The sequence below is a fragment of the Streptomyces sp. NPDC007157 genome (assembly GCF_040634235.1).
Classification (GTDB): Bacteria; Actinomycetota; Actinomycetes; order Streptomycetales; family Streptomycetaceae; genus Streptomyces.
The window spans coordinates 52,865-66,389 of record NZ_JBEYFE010000013.1; the positions used below are offsets into that span (position 1 = coordinate 52,865).

At 68.2% G+C, this 13,525-nt stretch carries 14 protein-coding genes; 9 read left to right on the forward strand and 5 right to left on the reverse strand.

Annotation, left to right across the window (positions count from 1 at the left end; all coding sequences use genetic code 11):
- Positions 1-27: 27 nt before the first annotated feature.
- The 9 genes from map to truA all read left to right on the forward strand — a co-directional run bounded on the left by map (position 28) and on the right by truA (position 5,889).
- A complete protein-coding gene (gene map, locus ABZ642_RS23720) occupies positions 28-864 on the forward strand; it encodes a type I methionyl aminopeptidase (RefSeq protein ID WP_360487427.1) in 837 nt (278 codons plus the stop codon).
- Between the two features lie 138 nt (positions 865-1,002).
- Positions 1,003-1,389 (forward strand): hypothetical protein, encoded by a 387-nt coding sequence (locus tag ABZ642_RS23725; RefSeq protein ID WP_360487430.1) that lies wholly within the window; start codon positions 1,003-1,005, stop codon positions 1,387-1,389.
- Between the two features lie 204 nt (positions 1,390-1,593).
- Positions 1,594-1,815: a translation initiation factor IF-1 gene (gene infA / locus ABZ642_RS23730; protein ID WP_003948620.1), complete on the forward strand. Its 222-nt coding sequence runs from the start codon at positions 1,594-1,596 to the stop codon at positions 1,813-1,815.
- Positions 1,816-1,876: 61 nt separating this feature from the next.
- Entirely contained in the window at positions 1,877-1,990 is a 114-nt protein-coding gene (gene rpmJ, locus ABZ642_RS23735; protein ID WP_003998809.1) for a 50S ribosomal protein L36, read from the forward strand.
- Positions 1,991-2,198: 208 nt separating this feature from the next.
- Positions 2,199-2,579, forward strand: coding sequence for a 30S ribosomal protein S13 (gene rpsM, locus ABZ642_RS23740; RefSeq protein ID WP_360487433.1), 381 nt, complete (start codon positions 2,199-2,201; stop codon positions 2,577-2,579).
- Positions 2,580-2,649: 70 nt separating this feature from the next.
- On the forward strand, positions 2,650-3,054 hold the full coding sequence (gene rpsK / locus ABZ642_RS23745; RefSeq protein ID WP_003956432.1) for a 30S ribosomal protein S11: 405 nt from the start codon (positions 2,650-2,652) through the stop codon (positions 3,052-3,054).
- 124 nt (positions 3,055-3,178) lie between these two features.
- Positions 3,179-4,201 (forward strand): DNA-directed RNA polymerase subunit alpha, encoded by a 1,023-nt coding sequence (locus ABZ642_RS23750; RefSeq protein WP_003966937.1) that lies wholly within the window; start codon positions 3,179-3,181, stop codon positions 4,199-4,201.
- 179 nt (positions 4,202-4,380) lie between these two features.
- Positions 4,381-4,878 carry a 50S ribosomal protein L17 gene (rplQ, locus tag ABZ642_RS23755; RefSeq protein ID WP_360487436.1) on the forward strand — a complete coding sequence of 166 codons (498 nt, stop codon included), beginning with the start codon at positions 4,381-4,383 and terminating at the stop codon, positions 4,876-4,878.
- Between the two features lie 126 nt (positions 4,879-5,004).
- Positions 5,005-5,889 carry a tRNA pseudouridine(38-40) synthase TruA gene (gene truA, locus ABZ642_RS23760; RefSeq protein ID WP_360487439.1) on the forward strand — a complete coding sequence of 295 codons (885 nt, stop codon included), beginning with the start codon at positions 5,005-5,007 and terminating at the stop codon, positions 5,887-5,889.
- Here truA and ABZ642_RS23765 read toward each other — a convergent pair.
- The 5 genes from ABZ642_RS23765 to ABZ642_RS23785 form a co-directional block, all read right to left on the reverse strand.
- On the reverse strand, positions 5,852-7,882 hold the full coding sequence (locus ABZ642_RS23765) for an acyltransferase family protein (protein WP_360487442.1): 2,031 nt from the start codon (positions 7,880-7,882) through the stop codon (positions 5,852-5,854). The genes truA and ABZ642_RS23765 overlap by 38 nt on opposite strands.
- A 35-nt stretch (positions 7,883-7,917) precedes the next feature.
- A complete protein-coding gene (locus ABZ642_RS23770) occupies positions 7,918-9,015 on the reverse strand; it encodes an NDP-sugar synthase (RefSeq protein ID WP_360487445.1) in 1,098 nt (365 codons plus the stop codon).
- A gap of 15 nt (positions 9,016-9,030) precedes the next feature.
- The gene (locus ABZ642_RS23775) at positions 9,031-10,260 is read right to left on the reverse strand and encodes a hypothetical protein (RefSeq protein WP_360487448.1); all 1,230 of its coding nucleotides are present in this window, start codon (positions 10,258-10,260) and stop codon (positions 9,031-9,033) included.
- 21 nt (positions 10,261-10,281) lie between these two features.
- The gene (locus tag ABZ642_RS23780) at positions 10,282-11,733 is read right to left on the reverse strand and encodes a glycosyltransferase family 2 protein (RefSeq protein ID WP_360487451.1); all 1,452 of its coding nucleotides are present in this window, start codon (positions 11,731-11,733) and stop codon (positions 10,282-10,284) included.
- 257 nt (positions 11,734-11,990) lie between these two features.
- The gene (locus tag ABZ642_RS23785; RefSeq protein ID WP_360487454.1) at positions 11,991-13,376 is read right to left on the reverse strand and encodes a glycosyl hydrolase; all 1,386 of its coding nucleotides are present in this window, start codon (positions 13,374-13,376) and stop codon (positions 11,991-11,993) included.
- Between the last annotated feature and the right edge of the window lie 149 nt (positions 13,377-13,525).

Here is a 13,525-nt window from a genome sequence, read left to right on the forward strand (position 1 = left end):
GTGAGTGACGGAGAGCGCAGGCCCCCCATGGTGCAGATCAAGACCCCCGAGCAGATCGCCAGGATGCGGGCGGCGGGCCTGGTCGTAGCCGCCATCCACGCGGCCACCCGCGAGGCGGCGGTCCCCGGTGCCAGCACCAAGGACCTGGACGAGGTGGCCCGCAAGGTCCTCGCCGAGCACGGCGCCAAGTCGAACTTCCTCGGGTACGGCGGCTTCCCGGCCACCATCTGCACGTCCGTCAACGACGTGGTCGTCCATGGCATCCCCGCGGACGACGTCGTCCTCAAGGACGGCGACATCATCTCCATCGACTGCGGTGCGATCGTCGACGGCTGGCACGGTGACGCGGCCTACACGGCCTTCGTGGGCTCCGGTCACGCACCGGAGCTGATCGAGCTCTCCCGGGTGACCGAGGAGTCGATGTGGGCCGGCATCGCGGCGATGAAGCAGGGCAACCGGCTGGTGGACGTCTCCAAGGCCATCGAGACGTACATCCGGCGGCAACCGAAGCCGGGCGGCGGCAAGTACGGGATCATCGAGGACTACGGCGGCCACGGCATCGGCACCGAGATGCACATGGACCCGCACCTGCTGAACTACGTCGACCGACGGCGGGGGAAGGGACCGAAGCTGGTCCCCGGGTTCTGCCTGGCCATCGAGCCGATGGTGTCGCTGGGGACGCCGCGGACCGAGGTGCTGGAGGACGACTGGACGGTCATCACGACCGACGGGACCTGGTCCTCGCACTGGGAGCACAGCGTCGCGCTGACCGAAGAGGGCCCCCTGGTGCTGACGTCTCCCGACGGGGGCAGGGCGAAGCTGGCGGAGCACGGAGTCACGGCGGCGCCCGACCCCCTGGGCTGAAGATCGTAAAGAGATCACCAAGCCCCCCGAAGATCGATCTTCTGTTCGACTTTTGAAGATAAGCTCGGCGTTGACCGGCAGGGGGGCGGTCAAAATTTTCGGGTGCCCCTCTGTCATGCATATGACAAAGGGGAAACGATGAGCTCCACTCTGAAGCGAACGGTTGGCGTCCTTGTCGGCGCGGCCGCTCTGGCCATCACAACCGGTACTGCGCCCGCGTTTGCGTCGGCGGCCGGGTGTCACGGGGGTGCCTGTGTCAGGGTCGACGGCTCCGGCCTCAAGGTCAACTGGATCCAGGCCTACTCGGGCGATGAGACCTTCCACGGCAAGTTCAAGATCTACGCCGAGAAGGAAGGGTACGTGAAGTACTCGCCGCTGACGACGTACTACAACAACGGCGACCACTTCACCTACTACCGGGTCCAGATCGGCGCGAACTGGAAGGACGGCACCGACATCTGCGTGCAGGCTCTCCTGGACGGCACGCACGATGACGGCACCGCCTGCGAGACCGTCGAGAAGTAAGCAGTAAGCGAGAGGTCGACTGCTCGCCCCGTTCGTCGCGCATAACATGCCGGCGGGCGGGGCATTGTCATGGGCAGGTGTGGAGCGCGAGCTCGTTCGTGTTTTTCTGCGTGCTGACGTAGACTGACTCGTCGGCTCTCGTGCACCCGCATGTCCGCATGCCTCTCGAGAGTCGATCAAGGTAGTCGATTCGAAGGGCGAAGCGTGGCCAAGAAGCAAGGTGCCATCGAGATCGAGGGCACTGTCGTCGAGTCTCTTCCGAACGCGATGTTCAAGGTCGAGCTCCAGAACGGCCACCAGGTGCTGGCACACATCAGCGGCAAGATGCGTATGCACTACATCCGCATCCTCCCTGACGACCGGGTCGTGGTGGAGCTGTCTCCGTACGACCTGACGCGTGGCCGGATCGTCTACCGATACAAGTAGATCTTGCCCAGGTCCCGTGTGAGCGGGACGGCCGGCAACTGACCCGGAGAACCTCAATCCCATGAAGGTCAAGCCGAGCGTCAAGAAGATCTGCGACAAGTGCAGGGTGATCCGCCGTCACGGTCGGGTCATGGTCATTTGCGAGAACCCGCGCCACAAGCAGCGCCAGGGCTGACGCACGACCGATCCCTCTGCATCCATCGCAGAGATTCGCGCGACGCAAGCTGAATTTGTTCATACGCAGGGCCCGAGCCGAACACGGCTCGACACCCCCGGTTCGGAGGCCGGGGACCCAGGTCGTACCAACTCTTTGAAACAGAAGAGGCCGGCGGCTGGGATCCGGTCCTGCGGAAGACCTCCGAAGATCACCAGGAGCCATTGAAGTGGCACGCGTTTCCGGTGTTGACATCCCGCGCGAAAAGCGTGTGGAAGTCGCCCTCACCTACGTGTTCGGCATCGGCCGTACGCTCTCCCAGCTGACGCTGGCCGAGACCGGCATCGACCCGAACACCCGCGTCCGTGACCTGACTGAAGAGCAGCTGGTCGCGATTCGTGAGTACGTCGACAGCAACATCAAGACCGAGGGTGACCTCCGTCGCGAGATCCAGGCCGACATCCGCCGCAAGGTCGAGATCGGCTGCTACCAGGGTCTGCGGCACCGCCGCGGTCTGCCCGTCCGCGGTCAGCGCACCAGCACCAACGCCCGCACCCGCAAGGGCCCGCGTCGCGCCATCGCCGGCAAGAAGAAGCCGGGCAAGAAGTAGTCCTCAGCGGACAACGCTTCATCAGCGGTCTTCGCTGTAGGACCGACCACCTCCCCGTAGGAGTTACTAGATGCCCCCCAAGGGTCGTCAGGGCGCTGCCAAGAAGGTGCGCCGCAAGGAAAAGAAGAACGTCGCTCACGGCCACGCGCACATCAAGAGCACGTTCAACAACACGATCGTCTCCATCACGGACCCGTCCGGCAACGTGATCTCCTGGGCCTCCGCCGGCCACGTCGGCTTCAAGGGCTCCCGGAAGTCCACGCCGTTCGCCGCGCAGATGGCCGCCGAGTCGGCTGCCCGCCGCGCCCAGGAGCACGGCATGCGCAAGGTCGACGTGTTCGTGAAGGGCCCGGGTTCCGGTCGTGAGACCGCGATCCGTTCCCTGCAGGCCACGGGCCTCGAGGTCGGCTCCATCCAGGACGTCACCCCGACCCCGCACAACGGCTGCCGTCCGCCGAAGCGCCGCCGCGTCTGACGCGACGCCTTCGGGCCTGAGGTTTCCGGGCGGTACGGCTCCGTAAAAGGGCCGTATCGCCCGTACCCTTGCAGTACCAGTAGGGCGTCAAATAGCGGGCGCCCGCAACTGAAGGATCCACAACATGCTGATCGCTCAGCGTCCCTCGTTGACCGAAGAGGTCGTCGACGAGTTCCGCTCCCGGTTCGTGATCGAGCCGCTGGAGCCGGGCTTCGGCTACACCCTCGGCAACTCCCTGCGCCGTACCCTCCTGTCGTCGATCCCCGGCGCTGCTGTCACCAGCATCCGCATCGACGGTGTCCTGCACGAGTTCACCACCGTGCCGGGCGTCAAGGAGGACGTCACCGACCTGATCCTCAACATCAAGCAGCTGGTCGTCTCCTCGGAGCACGACGAGCCGGTCGTGATGTACCTGCGCAAGCAGGGCCCGGGTCTGGTCACCGCCGCCGACATCGCGCCCCCGGCCGGTGTCGAGGTGCACAACCCCGACCTGGTCCTCGCCACGCTCAACGGCAAGGGCAAGCTGGAGATGGAGCTGACGGTCGAGCGCGGCCGCGGTTACGTCTCCGCCGTGCAGAACAAGCAGGTGGGCCAGGAGATCGGCCGTATCCCGGTCGACTCCATCTACTCGCCGGTGCTCAAGGTCACGTACAAGGTCGAGGCGACCCGTGTCGAGCAGCGCACCGACTTCGACAAGCTGATCGTCGACGTCGAGACGAAGCAGGCCATGCGGCCGCGTGACGCCATGGCGTCGGCCGGCAAGACCCTGGTGGAGCTGTTCGGTCTCGCCCGCGAGCTGAACATCGACGCCGAGGGCATCGACATGGGCCCGTCCCCGACGGACGCCGCCCTGGCCGCCGACCTGGCGCTGCCGATCGAGGAGCTGGAGCTCACGGTCCGCTCCTACAACTGCCTCAAGCGTGAGGGCATCCACTCCGTGGGTGAGCTCGTGGCGCGCTCCGAGGCCGACCTCCTGGACATCCGCAACTTCGGTGCGAAGTCCATCGACGAGGTCAAGGCGAAGCTGGCCGGCATGGGCCTGGCCCTCAAGGACAGCCCGCCCGGATTCGACCCGACCGCCGCCGCCGACGCCTTCGGTGCCGACGACGACGCGGACGCGGGCTTCGTGGAGACCGAGCAGTACTAAGAGCTCGGGCCGCGCGGTCCGTACTCGGGTGCGGGTGCGCTGTGCTTGATCGCGCAGTTCCCCGCGCCCCCTCCGGGACGCCCCTTCGGGGACGCCCCGGATCTCCGACAGACGACCGTCTGCTCGGATACTGACTCCGGTACCTGATACGGCCGGGGCAGACCCACAGGAGAAGAACCATGCCGAAGCCCACCAAGGGTGCCCGTCTGGGCGGCAGCGCCGCGCACGAGAAGCTGCTCCTCGCGAACCTCGCGAAGGCGCTGTTCGAGCACGGCCGTATCACCACCACCGAGGCGAAGGCCCGCCGTCTGCGGCCGTACGCCGAGCGTCTGGTCACCAAGGCGAAGAAGGGCGACCTTCACAACCGCCGTCAGGTGCTCCAGGTCATCACGGACAAGAGCATCGTGCACACGCTCTTCACCGAGATCGGCCCGCGGTACGAGAACCGTCCGGGTGGCTACACCCGTATCACCAAGATCGGTAACCGTCGTGGCGACAACGCGCCCATGGCTGTCATCGAGCTGGTCGAGGCGCTGACGGTCGCGCAGCAGGCGACGGGTGAGGCCGAGGCCGCCACGAAGCGTGCGGTCAAGGAGGCCGAGACGGCCAAGGTCGAGGAGACCGAGGTCGTCGAGGACGCCAAGGCTGACGAGGCCGAGGAGTCGAAGGAGGCGTAAGCCGTCCTTTGGCTGCCGGTCCGTTGTGGCTGGTCGCGCAGTTCCCCGCGCCCCTGAAGGGGCGCGTGAGCGGGTCCGTTCCTTTCCGGGACGGGCCCGCTTTTCTTGCCCTGAGAGGATTCTCCTGTGAGTGACGAAGTTCAGCCCGGCCATGTCCGCGTCCGTCTCGACCTGTCCTACGACGGGAGTGGGTTTCACGGGTGGGCCAAGCAGGCCGGGGGGAAGCGGACCGTGCAGGGGGAGATCGAGGAGGCGCTGCGGGTCGTCACCCGGTCCCAGGAGACGACGTACGACCTGACCGTGGCCGGACGGACGGATGCCGGAGTGCACGCGCGGGGACAGGTGGCGCACGTCGATCTGCCGGCCGGGGTGTGGGAGGAGCAGCGCGAGAAGCTGCTGAAGCGGCTCGCCGGGCGGCTGCCGAAGGACGTGCGGGTGTGGGCGCTGGGTGAGGCGCCGACAGGGTTCAACGCGCGGTTCGCGGCGCTGTGGCGACGGTATGTGTACCGGGTCGGGGACCGGCCGGGGGGCGTGGACCCGCTGCTGCGCAACCACGTCCTGTGGCACGACTGGGAGTTGGACGTCGAGGCGATGGACGCCGCCGCCAAGTCCCTTGTGGGGGAGCATGACTTCGCCGCCTACGCGAAGAAGCGGGAGGGGGCGACGACCATTCGCGAGATCCTCGACTTCGGGGTGAGCCGACGGGCGGACGGCGTCGTCGAGATCGAGGTGCGGGCCGATGCCTTCTGCCACAACCAGGTGCGGTCCATGGTCGGGGCGTTGCTGTTCGTGGGGGACGGGCACCGGGGCGTGGAGTGGCCGCGGCGCGTTCTCGACGCCGGCGTGCGGGACAGCGCCGTGCATGTCGTGCGGCCGCACGGGCTGACGCTGGAGGAGGTCGCGTACCCGGCGGACGACCGGCTTGCCGAGCGGCAGCGGGAGGCCCGCCGGGTACGCGGCGAGGTGCACTTGGTCAGCCGGCCAGCACCTGCTTCACCGTCGGCTGGATGAAGGGCACCAGTGTCTTCGCGTAACCCGCCGTGATGTGGCTGGAGTCGAAGTAGACGATCTGGCCGGAGATCACCGTCGGGCAGAGGTTGTCCGCGCAGAACGCGGGCAGGGTGTCGATGATCACCGCCCCGTGGCGCGTGGCCACCTTCTCCTCCATGGTCCGGAAGTCGGGGAACTCGATGGCCGCGTCCTGGCCTGGATTGCAGGCGGAGATGTCGTCGGTGTGGGTGGCGAGGCAGTCCGGGACGTTCTTGCCTGGCTGGGGGGTGTCCGTCATGTAGATGAGGTGGGCGCCGGAGTTCTGCAGAGCCTGGAAGGTCTTCTCGGCACCGGCTTCGGTGGCCTCCTGGCGGACCCGGCTGGTGACGACAATGACATCCGGCTTGAGGGCCTTGAGCTGCTCGAACACCGATTCACGCCAGCTGTCGCACTCGGAGTACTCACGGTTCAGCTCGGGGTTCTTGATGGCATAGACCTCGGGGGAGCAGCCGCCCTTCGCCATGGTCACGACCTTGGCGTCGAGTTTCTTTCCGATCTCGTTGAACGCGTCGCCCCACTGCCAGGCATGGGAGTCGCCGAGAACGACGATCGACTTCTTCCCGGCCGGGTCCCCGATGACGCAGTTGTCACGCATGACGAACTTCTCGATGTCGGTGTTGTCGATGCAGCCGTAGTGGGTTCGGTCGTCGGGAGACTTCGGCAGGGCTGCCTGGGCGGCCGCGGTGAGTTTCTTCTGGAGCACGGAACTCTTCACCGACGCCGCGCCGCTGTAACCGATGGTGCTGCTGTCGACGGCCACGGCCGAGCCCGAGATGTTCAGCGGGAGGACGGTCATGGCGATGGCCGCGGCTCCTGCCGTGCCCGCGACCGCCGTGCCGCCCGCGAAGATTCCCTTCCAGGGGCGAGCCACCAGCTGGGCGTTGTTCCGGAATCGGAACTCGATCACGTGGTACATGGCGTAGGCCAGGATCAGCGAGAGCGAGGCGACGCGGAAGCGGTCCGAGTAGGAGAGGTCGTGGCCGGTGATGTCCGGCCAGAGGATGAGGATCGGCCAGTGCCAGAGGTACCAGCCGTAGCTGACGTTCGCGACGGAGTTGAGCACCGGGTTGTGCAGGAACCACTCCGCGCCGAAGCGGGGAGCCGCGCACCCGCCGGCGATGATCATGGCGGCGCCCAGTACCGGGCCGGCCACCGCGTACCCCGGCAGGGGTGTCTCCGCCGAGATGAGGAGCGCGGTGCCGATCGCGGTGGCGAGTCCCAGCCAGGAGATCACCGCGGCGACCCCGCGATTCATCCGGGAGAGCAGCGGCGCGCCGAGGGCGAGCATGATGCCGGAGGTGAGTTCCCAGATGCGGGTCTGGGTGCCGAAGTAGGCGAGCGGCTGGTTCGACTTGGTCTGCGTCACGGACAGGTAGAGCGACCCGGCCATCACCGCCGTGAGGAACACGCCCACCAGGACGCGGTTGCGGAACACCTTCCGGCTGAGCCAGACGGTGACGAACAGGGTGACCGGGGCCGCCAGATAGAACTGCTCCTCGATGCCCAGCGACCAGAAGTGCTGGTACGGGGACTGGGTCCCGTCGTTGGCGAAGTAGTCGGTGCCCGTCTCGACCAGCCGCCAGTTCATGACGCTCAGCGAGGCGGCGAGGCCGTCCTCCATGGTCTGGCGGAACCTGAGCGGGCTGGCGTAAAGCCATGCCAGGGCTGCAGTGGCGAGGATGACGACCGACATGCCCGGGGCGAGGCGCCGGAAGCGGCGGGCCCAGAACTTGGTCAGGGAGACCTTGCCCGACTTGTCGATCTCGGCGAGCAACTGGCCGCCGATGAGGAAGCCGCTGAGGACGAAGCTGACGTCCACGCCGCCGTGGATGTCGACTATGCCGCAGTGCATCGCGACGACCATCATGATGGCGACGGCGCGCAGGCCCTGGATGTCCGGCCGGTATTTGCGGAGTCGTTCTTCGCTCGCGGCCGTTGAACGATGGGTGGTCACGTCTCTCCAGTAACTGTCCGGTCGGGCCGGTGAATTCAGTGGGCCGTCGGGCAGGCGGCAGCCGTACCGCTGACGCGCACCCCCTGGGCGGGAATGCGGATGCCGCAGGACAGCCGCAACTGGGCGGGCAGTTCGTTCTCGGCGCCGACGTGGGAGTGGCAGCCCACCACGGCCTCGCGCAGAATCGATTCGCTGCCGATGGAGGCGTCGTGGTCCACCACGGACTCGTGGATCCGGGCGCCCTCGGCCACGGTGACGCGCTCGCCGACGATGGAGCGGTCGACGACCACGCGCGGGCCGATGACCGCGTACGGGCCGACGGTCGAGCCGCCGGTGACGCGGGCGGTCGGGTCGACGGTGGCCGTGGGGTGGATCAGGGCCTCGGCGGGCGGGCCCACCAGCGGCGAGGTCGCCCGGCCGGTGACCAGGTCGGCGGAGCCGTGCACGAAGGCCAGCGGGGTGCCGAGGTCACGCCAGTAGTCGGCGGTGGTGTGGCCGAAGACGCGGCCGCCCCGGGCGACGAGCTCCGGGAAGGTCTCCTGCTCGACCGAGACCTCGCGGTCGGCGGGGATGGCGTCGAGGACCGATCGGCGGAAGACGTAGCAACCGGCGTTGATCTGGTCGGTGACGCACTCCTCGGCCGTCTTCGGCTTCTCCAGGAAGGAGAGCACCCGGCCGTTCCGGTCGGTGGGGACGAGGCCGAAGGCGCGCGGGTCGGCGACCCGGGTGAGGTGCAGGGTGACGTCCGCTTCCCGGGCCTCGTGCCGGTCCAGGACGGCGCGCAGGTCGACGCCGGAGAGGATGTCGCCGTTGAGGACGAGGACCGGGGCGTCGGACGGGCCGCGCAGCAGGCGGCCGGCGTTGCGGATGGCGCCGCCGGTGCCGAGCGGGACCCCCTCGACGGCGTAGGAGATTTTCAGATCCCGGGAGAATCCCCGGAACTCGTCCTCGAAGAGGTCGGCGAGATACGAGGTGGCGAACACCAGGTGCTCGACCCCGGCCTCCATCAGCTTGGCCACCTGGTGGCGGATGAAGGAGGAGCCCGCGACGCCGAGAAGCGGCTTCGGGGTGTGGTTGGTCAGTGGGCGCAGGCGGGTTCCCTTGCCGCCCACCAGAATGATGGCTTCTTGCATGATTGCCTCGCTCGGTCAGCTAGCGGTGTCAGTCCCGGGGCCCGCGTAGTCGGAGGTGAAACAGGACTTGATCGCCTTCTCGGAGAGGGGGCGACCGGCGAAGTCGAGCCGGGAGGCAACCTTGTCGTCGGGCTTGTCGTTGGGGTTGTCGTCGAAGTAGATCGACCACCAGTAGACGCCGCTCATCTTCCGTTCCTGGACCACCCGGCAGACGGCGGTGTACCAGTTGGCCTGCACCCGGAGGTTGACGGCGCGCTTGGCGTAAAAGTTGCCGGGGGAGTGGTACGCGCCGTTCATGGCGCCGATGCCGGCCTCGGCGATGGTGATCTTCGGCAGGGTGCCGGTGGCCTTCTTGTCCAGCCAGTCGTCCCAGCCGTTGACGAGGGTGTCCACCGAGGCGTCGTCGTCGACCTTGACGGGGAAGTACGCGTCGATGCCGAGGTGGCTGACGGGCATGGAGATCGGGCCGCTGACGTAGTTGTCCCAGTTCGCGTCGTACGCGACCTCGCCGGTGAACTCCTTCTCGGCCCTGTCCACGAGCGCGCTCCAGCGGTCGTCGCCCTCCATGGAGTTCAGCTCGGTGCCGATGACGAAGGTCGCCGCCTTCTCGCCCTGGGCCGCCTCCAGGTAGGGCGTCAGGAACTTCTCGTAGGAGGCGAACCAGGCGTCACGGCTGGAGGGGGCGATGTTCCCGCGCCAGTTGCCGTCCGCGATGTCGAGCGATCTCTCGTCCATGAGCGGCCGTACGGTCGTGCGCAGTCCGGCCTCGTGGAAGATCGCCAGTACCCGGGCGAGCCGCTCGGGGGTGGGGGTCTTGGTGCCGGCGGTGATCTTCGTCGAGGACTTGGTCCCGGTGAAGAAGGGGAAGGAGACGCTGATGGAGTTGGCGTGCAGGCCGACCAGGTAGTTCGCGTGGAGCCGGGCCTGCTTCTCCACGTATTCGAGGGAGTGCTCGGGGTTGTCCTCCCAGTAGAGCTGGACGCCCCACTGCGGCATGCCCTTCTTCCACTCCTTGTCGACCTTCGCGGTTTCGGTGTGCTCCGGAGCCGCCGCGGTGCCGGCGTCGGTGCCGGACCCGGTGCCGCCCGGGTGGGTGGGCTCGCTGCCGTCGAGCACCAGGTGGGGCGTGAGGGAGCCGGACGACCACTGCAGGGGGTGGTCGCCGACCACGAAGGGTGCCGCGACCACGAGGGAGATGACGGTGACGGGGAGCACGGCGAGCATGGGCAGGCGTGCGCGCTTCATGGGTGTGAGGTCTCTTCCGGGTCAGGCGGGCTTGGCGATGACGACGAACTTGTTCTCCTCACGGCGGAGGAACTTCCAGAGGCCCTTGATGCCCCCGATTCCTTCGATGAGGGAGAAGTACGGCAGCAGCAGGAGGACCGCCATGGGCTCCCACCACCTGCGCCGGCCGCTGACCGAGGCGATCGCGTTGAGCCGCAGCCCTTCCCAGTACGCCCAGATCACGTACGCGAAGCTGATCGACCACAGAATGACCACGGACTGGGTCACGGGCGAGGTGTTCATGTCGCCGATGAACCAGGCGACGAAGATGATCGTGCCGACGTGCTGAAGAGGTCCGAGGATCCAGCTCGTCACGCAGATGGTCAGGAACCAGCGGTAGCGCAGCGGGACCCTGCGGTTGAAGCAGAGGGCGACCAGGCCCCAGGCCCAGCGCTCGCGCTGCTTGATGAAGTCCTTGGCGTTGGCCGGTGAGGCGCCGTAGCAGCGGCCGTTGAACCAGTCGCTGCGCCCCGGGTAGAGACGGCAGAAGGTCAGGGCGAGCCGGGCGTCCTCGACGATCTCCCTGGGGCCGAAGTCCCAGCCGATCTCGGCCTCGATGGAGGCACGGATGACGAGCAGCTCACCGTGCACACCGGCCGCCGGGGTGCCGAGGCCGGTGAAGGCCCTGAAGCGCGCGATGTCGTCGGCGGGGCGGATGGCGTCGGCGAACCAGGTCAGCAGGCTCACCGCGTTCTCGCGCGGGTAGGTCAGGATGCCCTGCGCCATGTGCTTGACCTCTTCGGGGGCCGCACGGCGCTGGCGGTTGATGAACTGGGCGAGGGACGCCGAGGTGTCGGGGCCGACACCGGTGTCGTCGTCCATGTGCAGCACCCAGACGTGGTCGAGGGCCTCGCGCTCGGCGATGCGCAGCTCGTGGGCGTAGTTGTTGGCACGGGCCTTGAAGCGGGTGCCGTTCTCGGTCTCGTACGCCTTGGGCACGGTGACCACGCGGATCAGCGGGCTGACCGCGGCCAGCTCGTCGATCCGCGGGCCGGCTTCGCAGCCCTCCTCGGTGAGCACGTCCACGCGCATGTACGGGAACCACTCCGGGAGGTGCTCCACGTAGGAGAGGACGGAGCGCTCCAGGGCCGGGTAGGTGTCGTGGCGTCCGATGGTGGGGACGAGGACGATCAGGAAGTCCTGGTCCACCGGAGCCGGCGGGGTCATCAGATGGGCCTTGCGGAGCCGCCGCCGGATGAGGAAGAACCCTTGTACTGACACGAGTACACCGGGAACCGGAAGCGCCCAGCAGATGGTGATGAGCCACGCCAGCGGCGAGTGGCTGGGTGTGTACGACCACAGGCTGAACAGGGTCAGGAGGACCAGCGGGATCAGGAACGGCAGGATGCCCGGTTTCCAGGCGGCGGTGCGCTTCGCCAGTTTCGCGGTGTGCCGCGACTGCGGCGTACCACCGTCGACCGTTGTCGATGCCATGACGGCTGTGGAACTCCCCGTGAGATCGGTGGTGCGCGGGGGCATCGACGGACCTGGGCCGCGGCATGGCGGAGCACGCCACGACCGCTGTGCTGTTCCGGGATCGATCCCCCCGCGCCTTCTATAGGCGCCTCGGTCAGCCGCCTCTCAGATGCCCCCCCGGGCGCCCGAACCACTGACCGAACAGAACAGCGATCCTTGCATGTATGTGCGGTACATGGGAACGCGTGTGTGGGAATTGTGTTCAGAAGTTAACCTCAGTGACCTTTGCGGAGCGTTTCCCAGTCCACATCCGAAACGCGGACGGGGCGTCCACCGGTGATCACCTTCGGTGAGCCGTAGGTCCGCTTCACATCGGCCGTGGTGTTCTTCCCCCGGGGCGCGGCGAGATTGTCGTACGACAGCGCCTGGCCCCACACCGTCCACATGACCCACGGCGTCCGGGTGAGGGTCTCGGGCTGCGCCGCGTTCAGCGGGACGTAGAAGGACTCGGCGACGACGCGCGGCCTGCGGTACTCCTCCAGGCCCCGGTACCAGACCTCGGTCCAGGCCCCGCCGGCCGGAGTGGCCGGGGTGTCGCTGTAGGCGTCCACGCCGACGACGTCGACATAGCGGCCGCCCGGGTAGTAGGCGTCGGGCCGCCGGCCGTAGGTGCTGTCCCAGGAGCTCGGCGACCAGACGAAGATCAGGTTGTGCAGGCCGCGCCGGTGCACCAGGTGGTCGTGGGCCAGCCGCCACAGCTGCCGGAAGGCGGCGGGATCCTGCCCCGCCCACCAGAAGCCGTGGCCCGGCCGGGTGTTCATCTCGTGGTACGGGCGCAGCAGCACCGGCACCCCCTGGTCGGCGAGATAGCCGAGGTGGTCCGCGAGAAAGTCGAGGTCGTGCAGCAGGGCCCGGTACTCGGCGCTGCCCGGCGTGACCACCCGGTGGAACCAGCCGCTGTCCCGCGCGCCGGGGGAGTTGCGCAGCAGGGTCTGCTCGAACCCCTTGACCGTGCTGCCCGGGTAGGGCTGGTGGAAGGAGAAGCCGACCAGGCCCGCGGGGCCGCCGCCGTTGTGCGGCAGGGAGACCTCGGTGCCGGAGGCGCACTCCTGGTCCGTGCCGGAGGGCCGGTAGGAGCCGTCGGCCGCCCGGGGCAGGCCCGACCACACGCCGACCGCGAGGTCCACGGCGTCCTCGGTGTACCCCCAGAAGCGCCGGCAGGCCGGCCAGGCCCGGGAGTAGGAGCGTGCCGTGCCCACCGCCCAGCCCGGCTGTCCGTAACCGGGCCCGAGGTCCAGCTCCACGAAACCGGGCAGCCGTCCGGTGATGTCCCGGGCCTTGCGGTAGTAGTAGCCCGGCTGCTTGGTGCCCCGGTAGTCGCCGTAGCCCGCGTTGTAGCGCTCGTTCTGCAGCTCCACGTGCTGCCCGATGACGGTACGGGTCGTACGGCCGCGGCGGGCGTCGTTCTCCAGGCCGGCCAGCAGCGCGTAGACCCGGCGGGCCGCGGGTGTCGCCTCGGGGTCGCGGTCCCGCAGGTCGGTGGGGGCGAGCCGCGGGACCCGCGCGCCGTCCGCGCCGTCCTGCCAGGCCCGCCACAGTGCCAGCGGCCCCAGCAGTCCGGCGGCGGCACCCGCACCGATGAGCCCGACCCGTCCCCGCATGCGCATGACCCTCGCCCGCCCCCGTCCCTCCCCGACCGAACCCGAGGCCATTGTGCCGCCGGTCAGGGCCTGGGCGGGCTCGACGGCGAGTCGGGCGACGCGGTCGCCTTGGTCACCGGTCGGGCCCGGGAGCTCTCACGCGCCCCGCG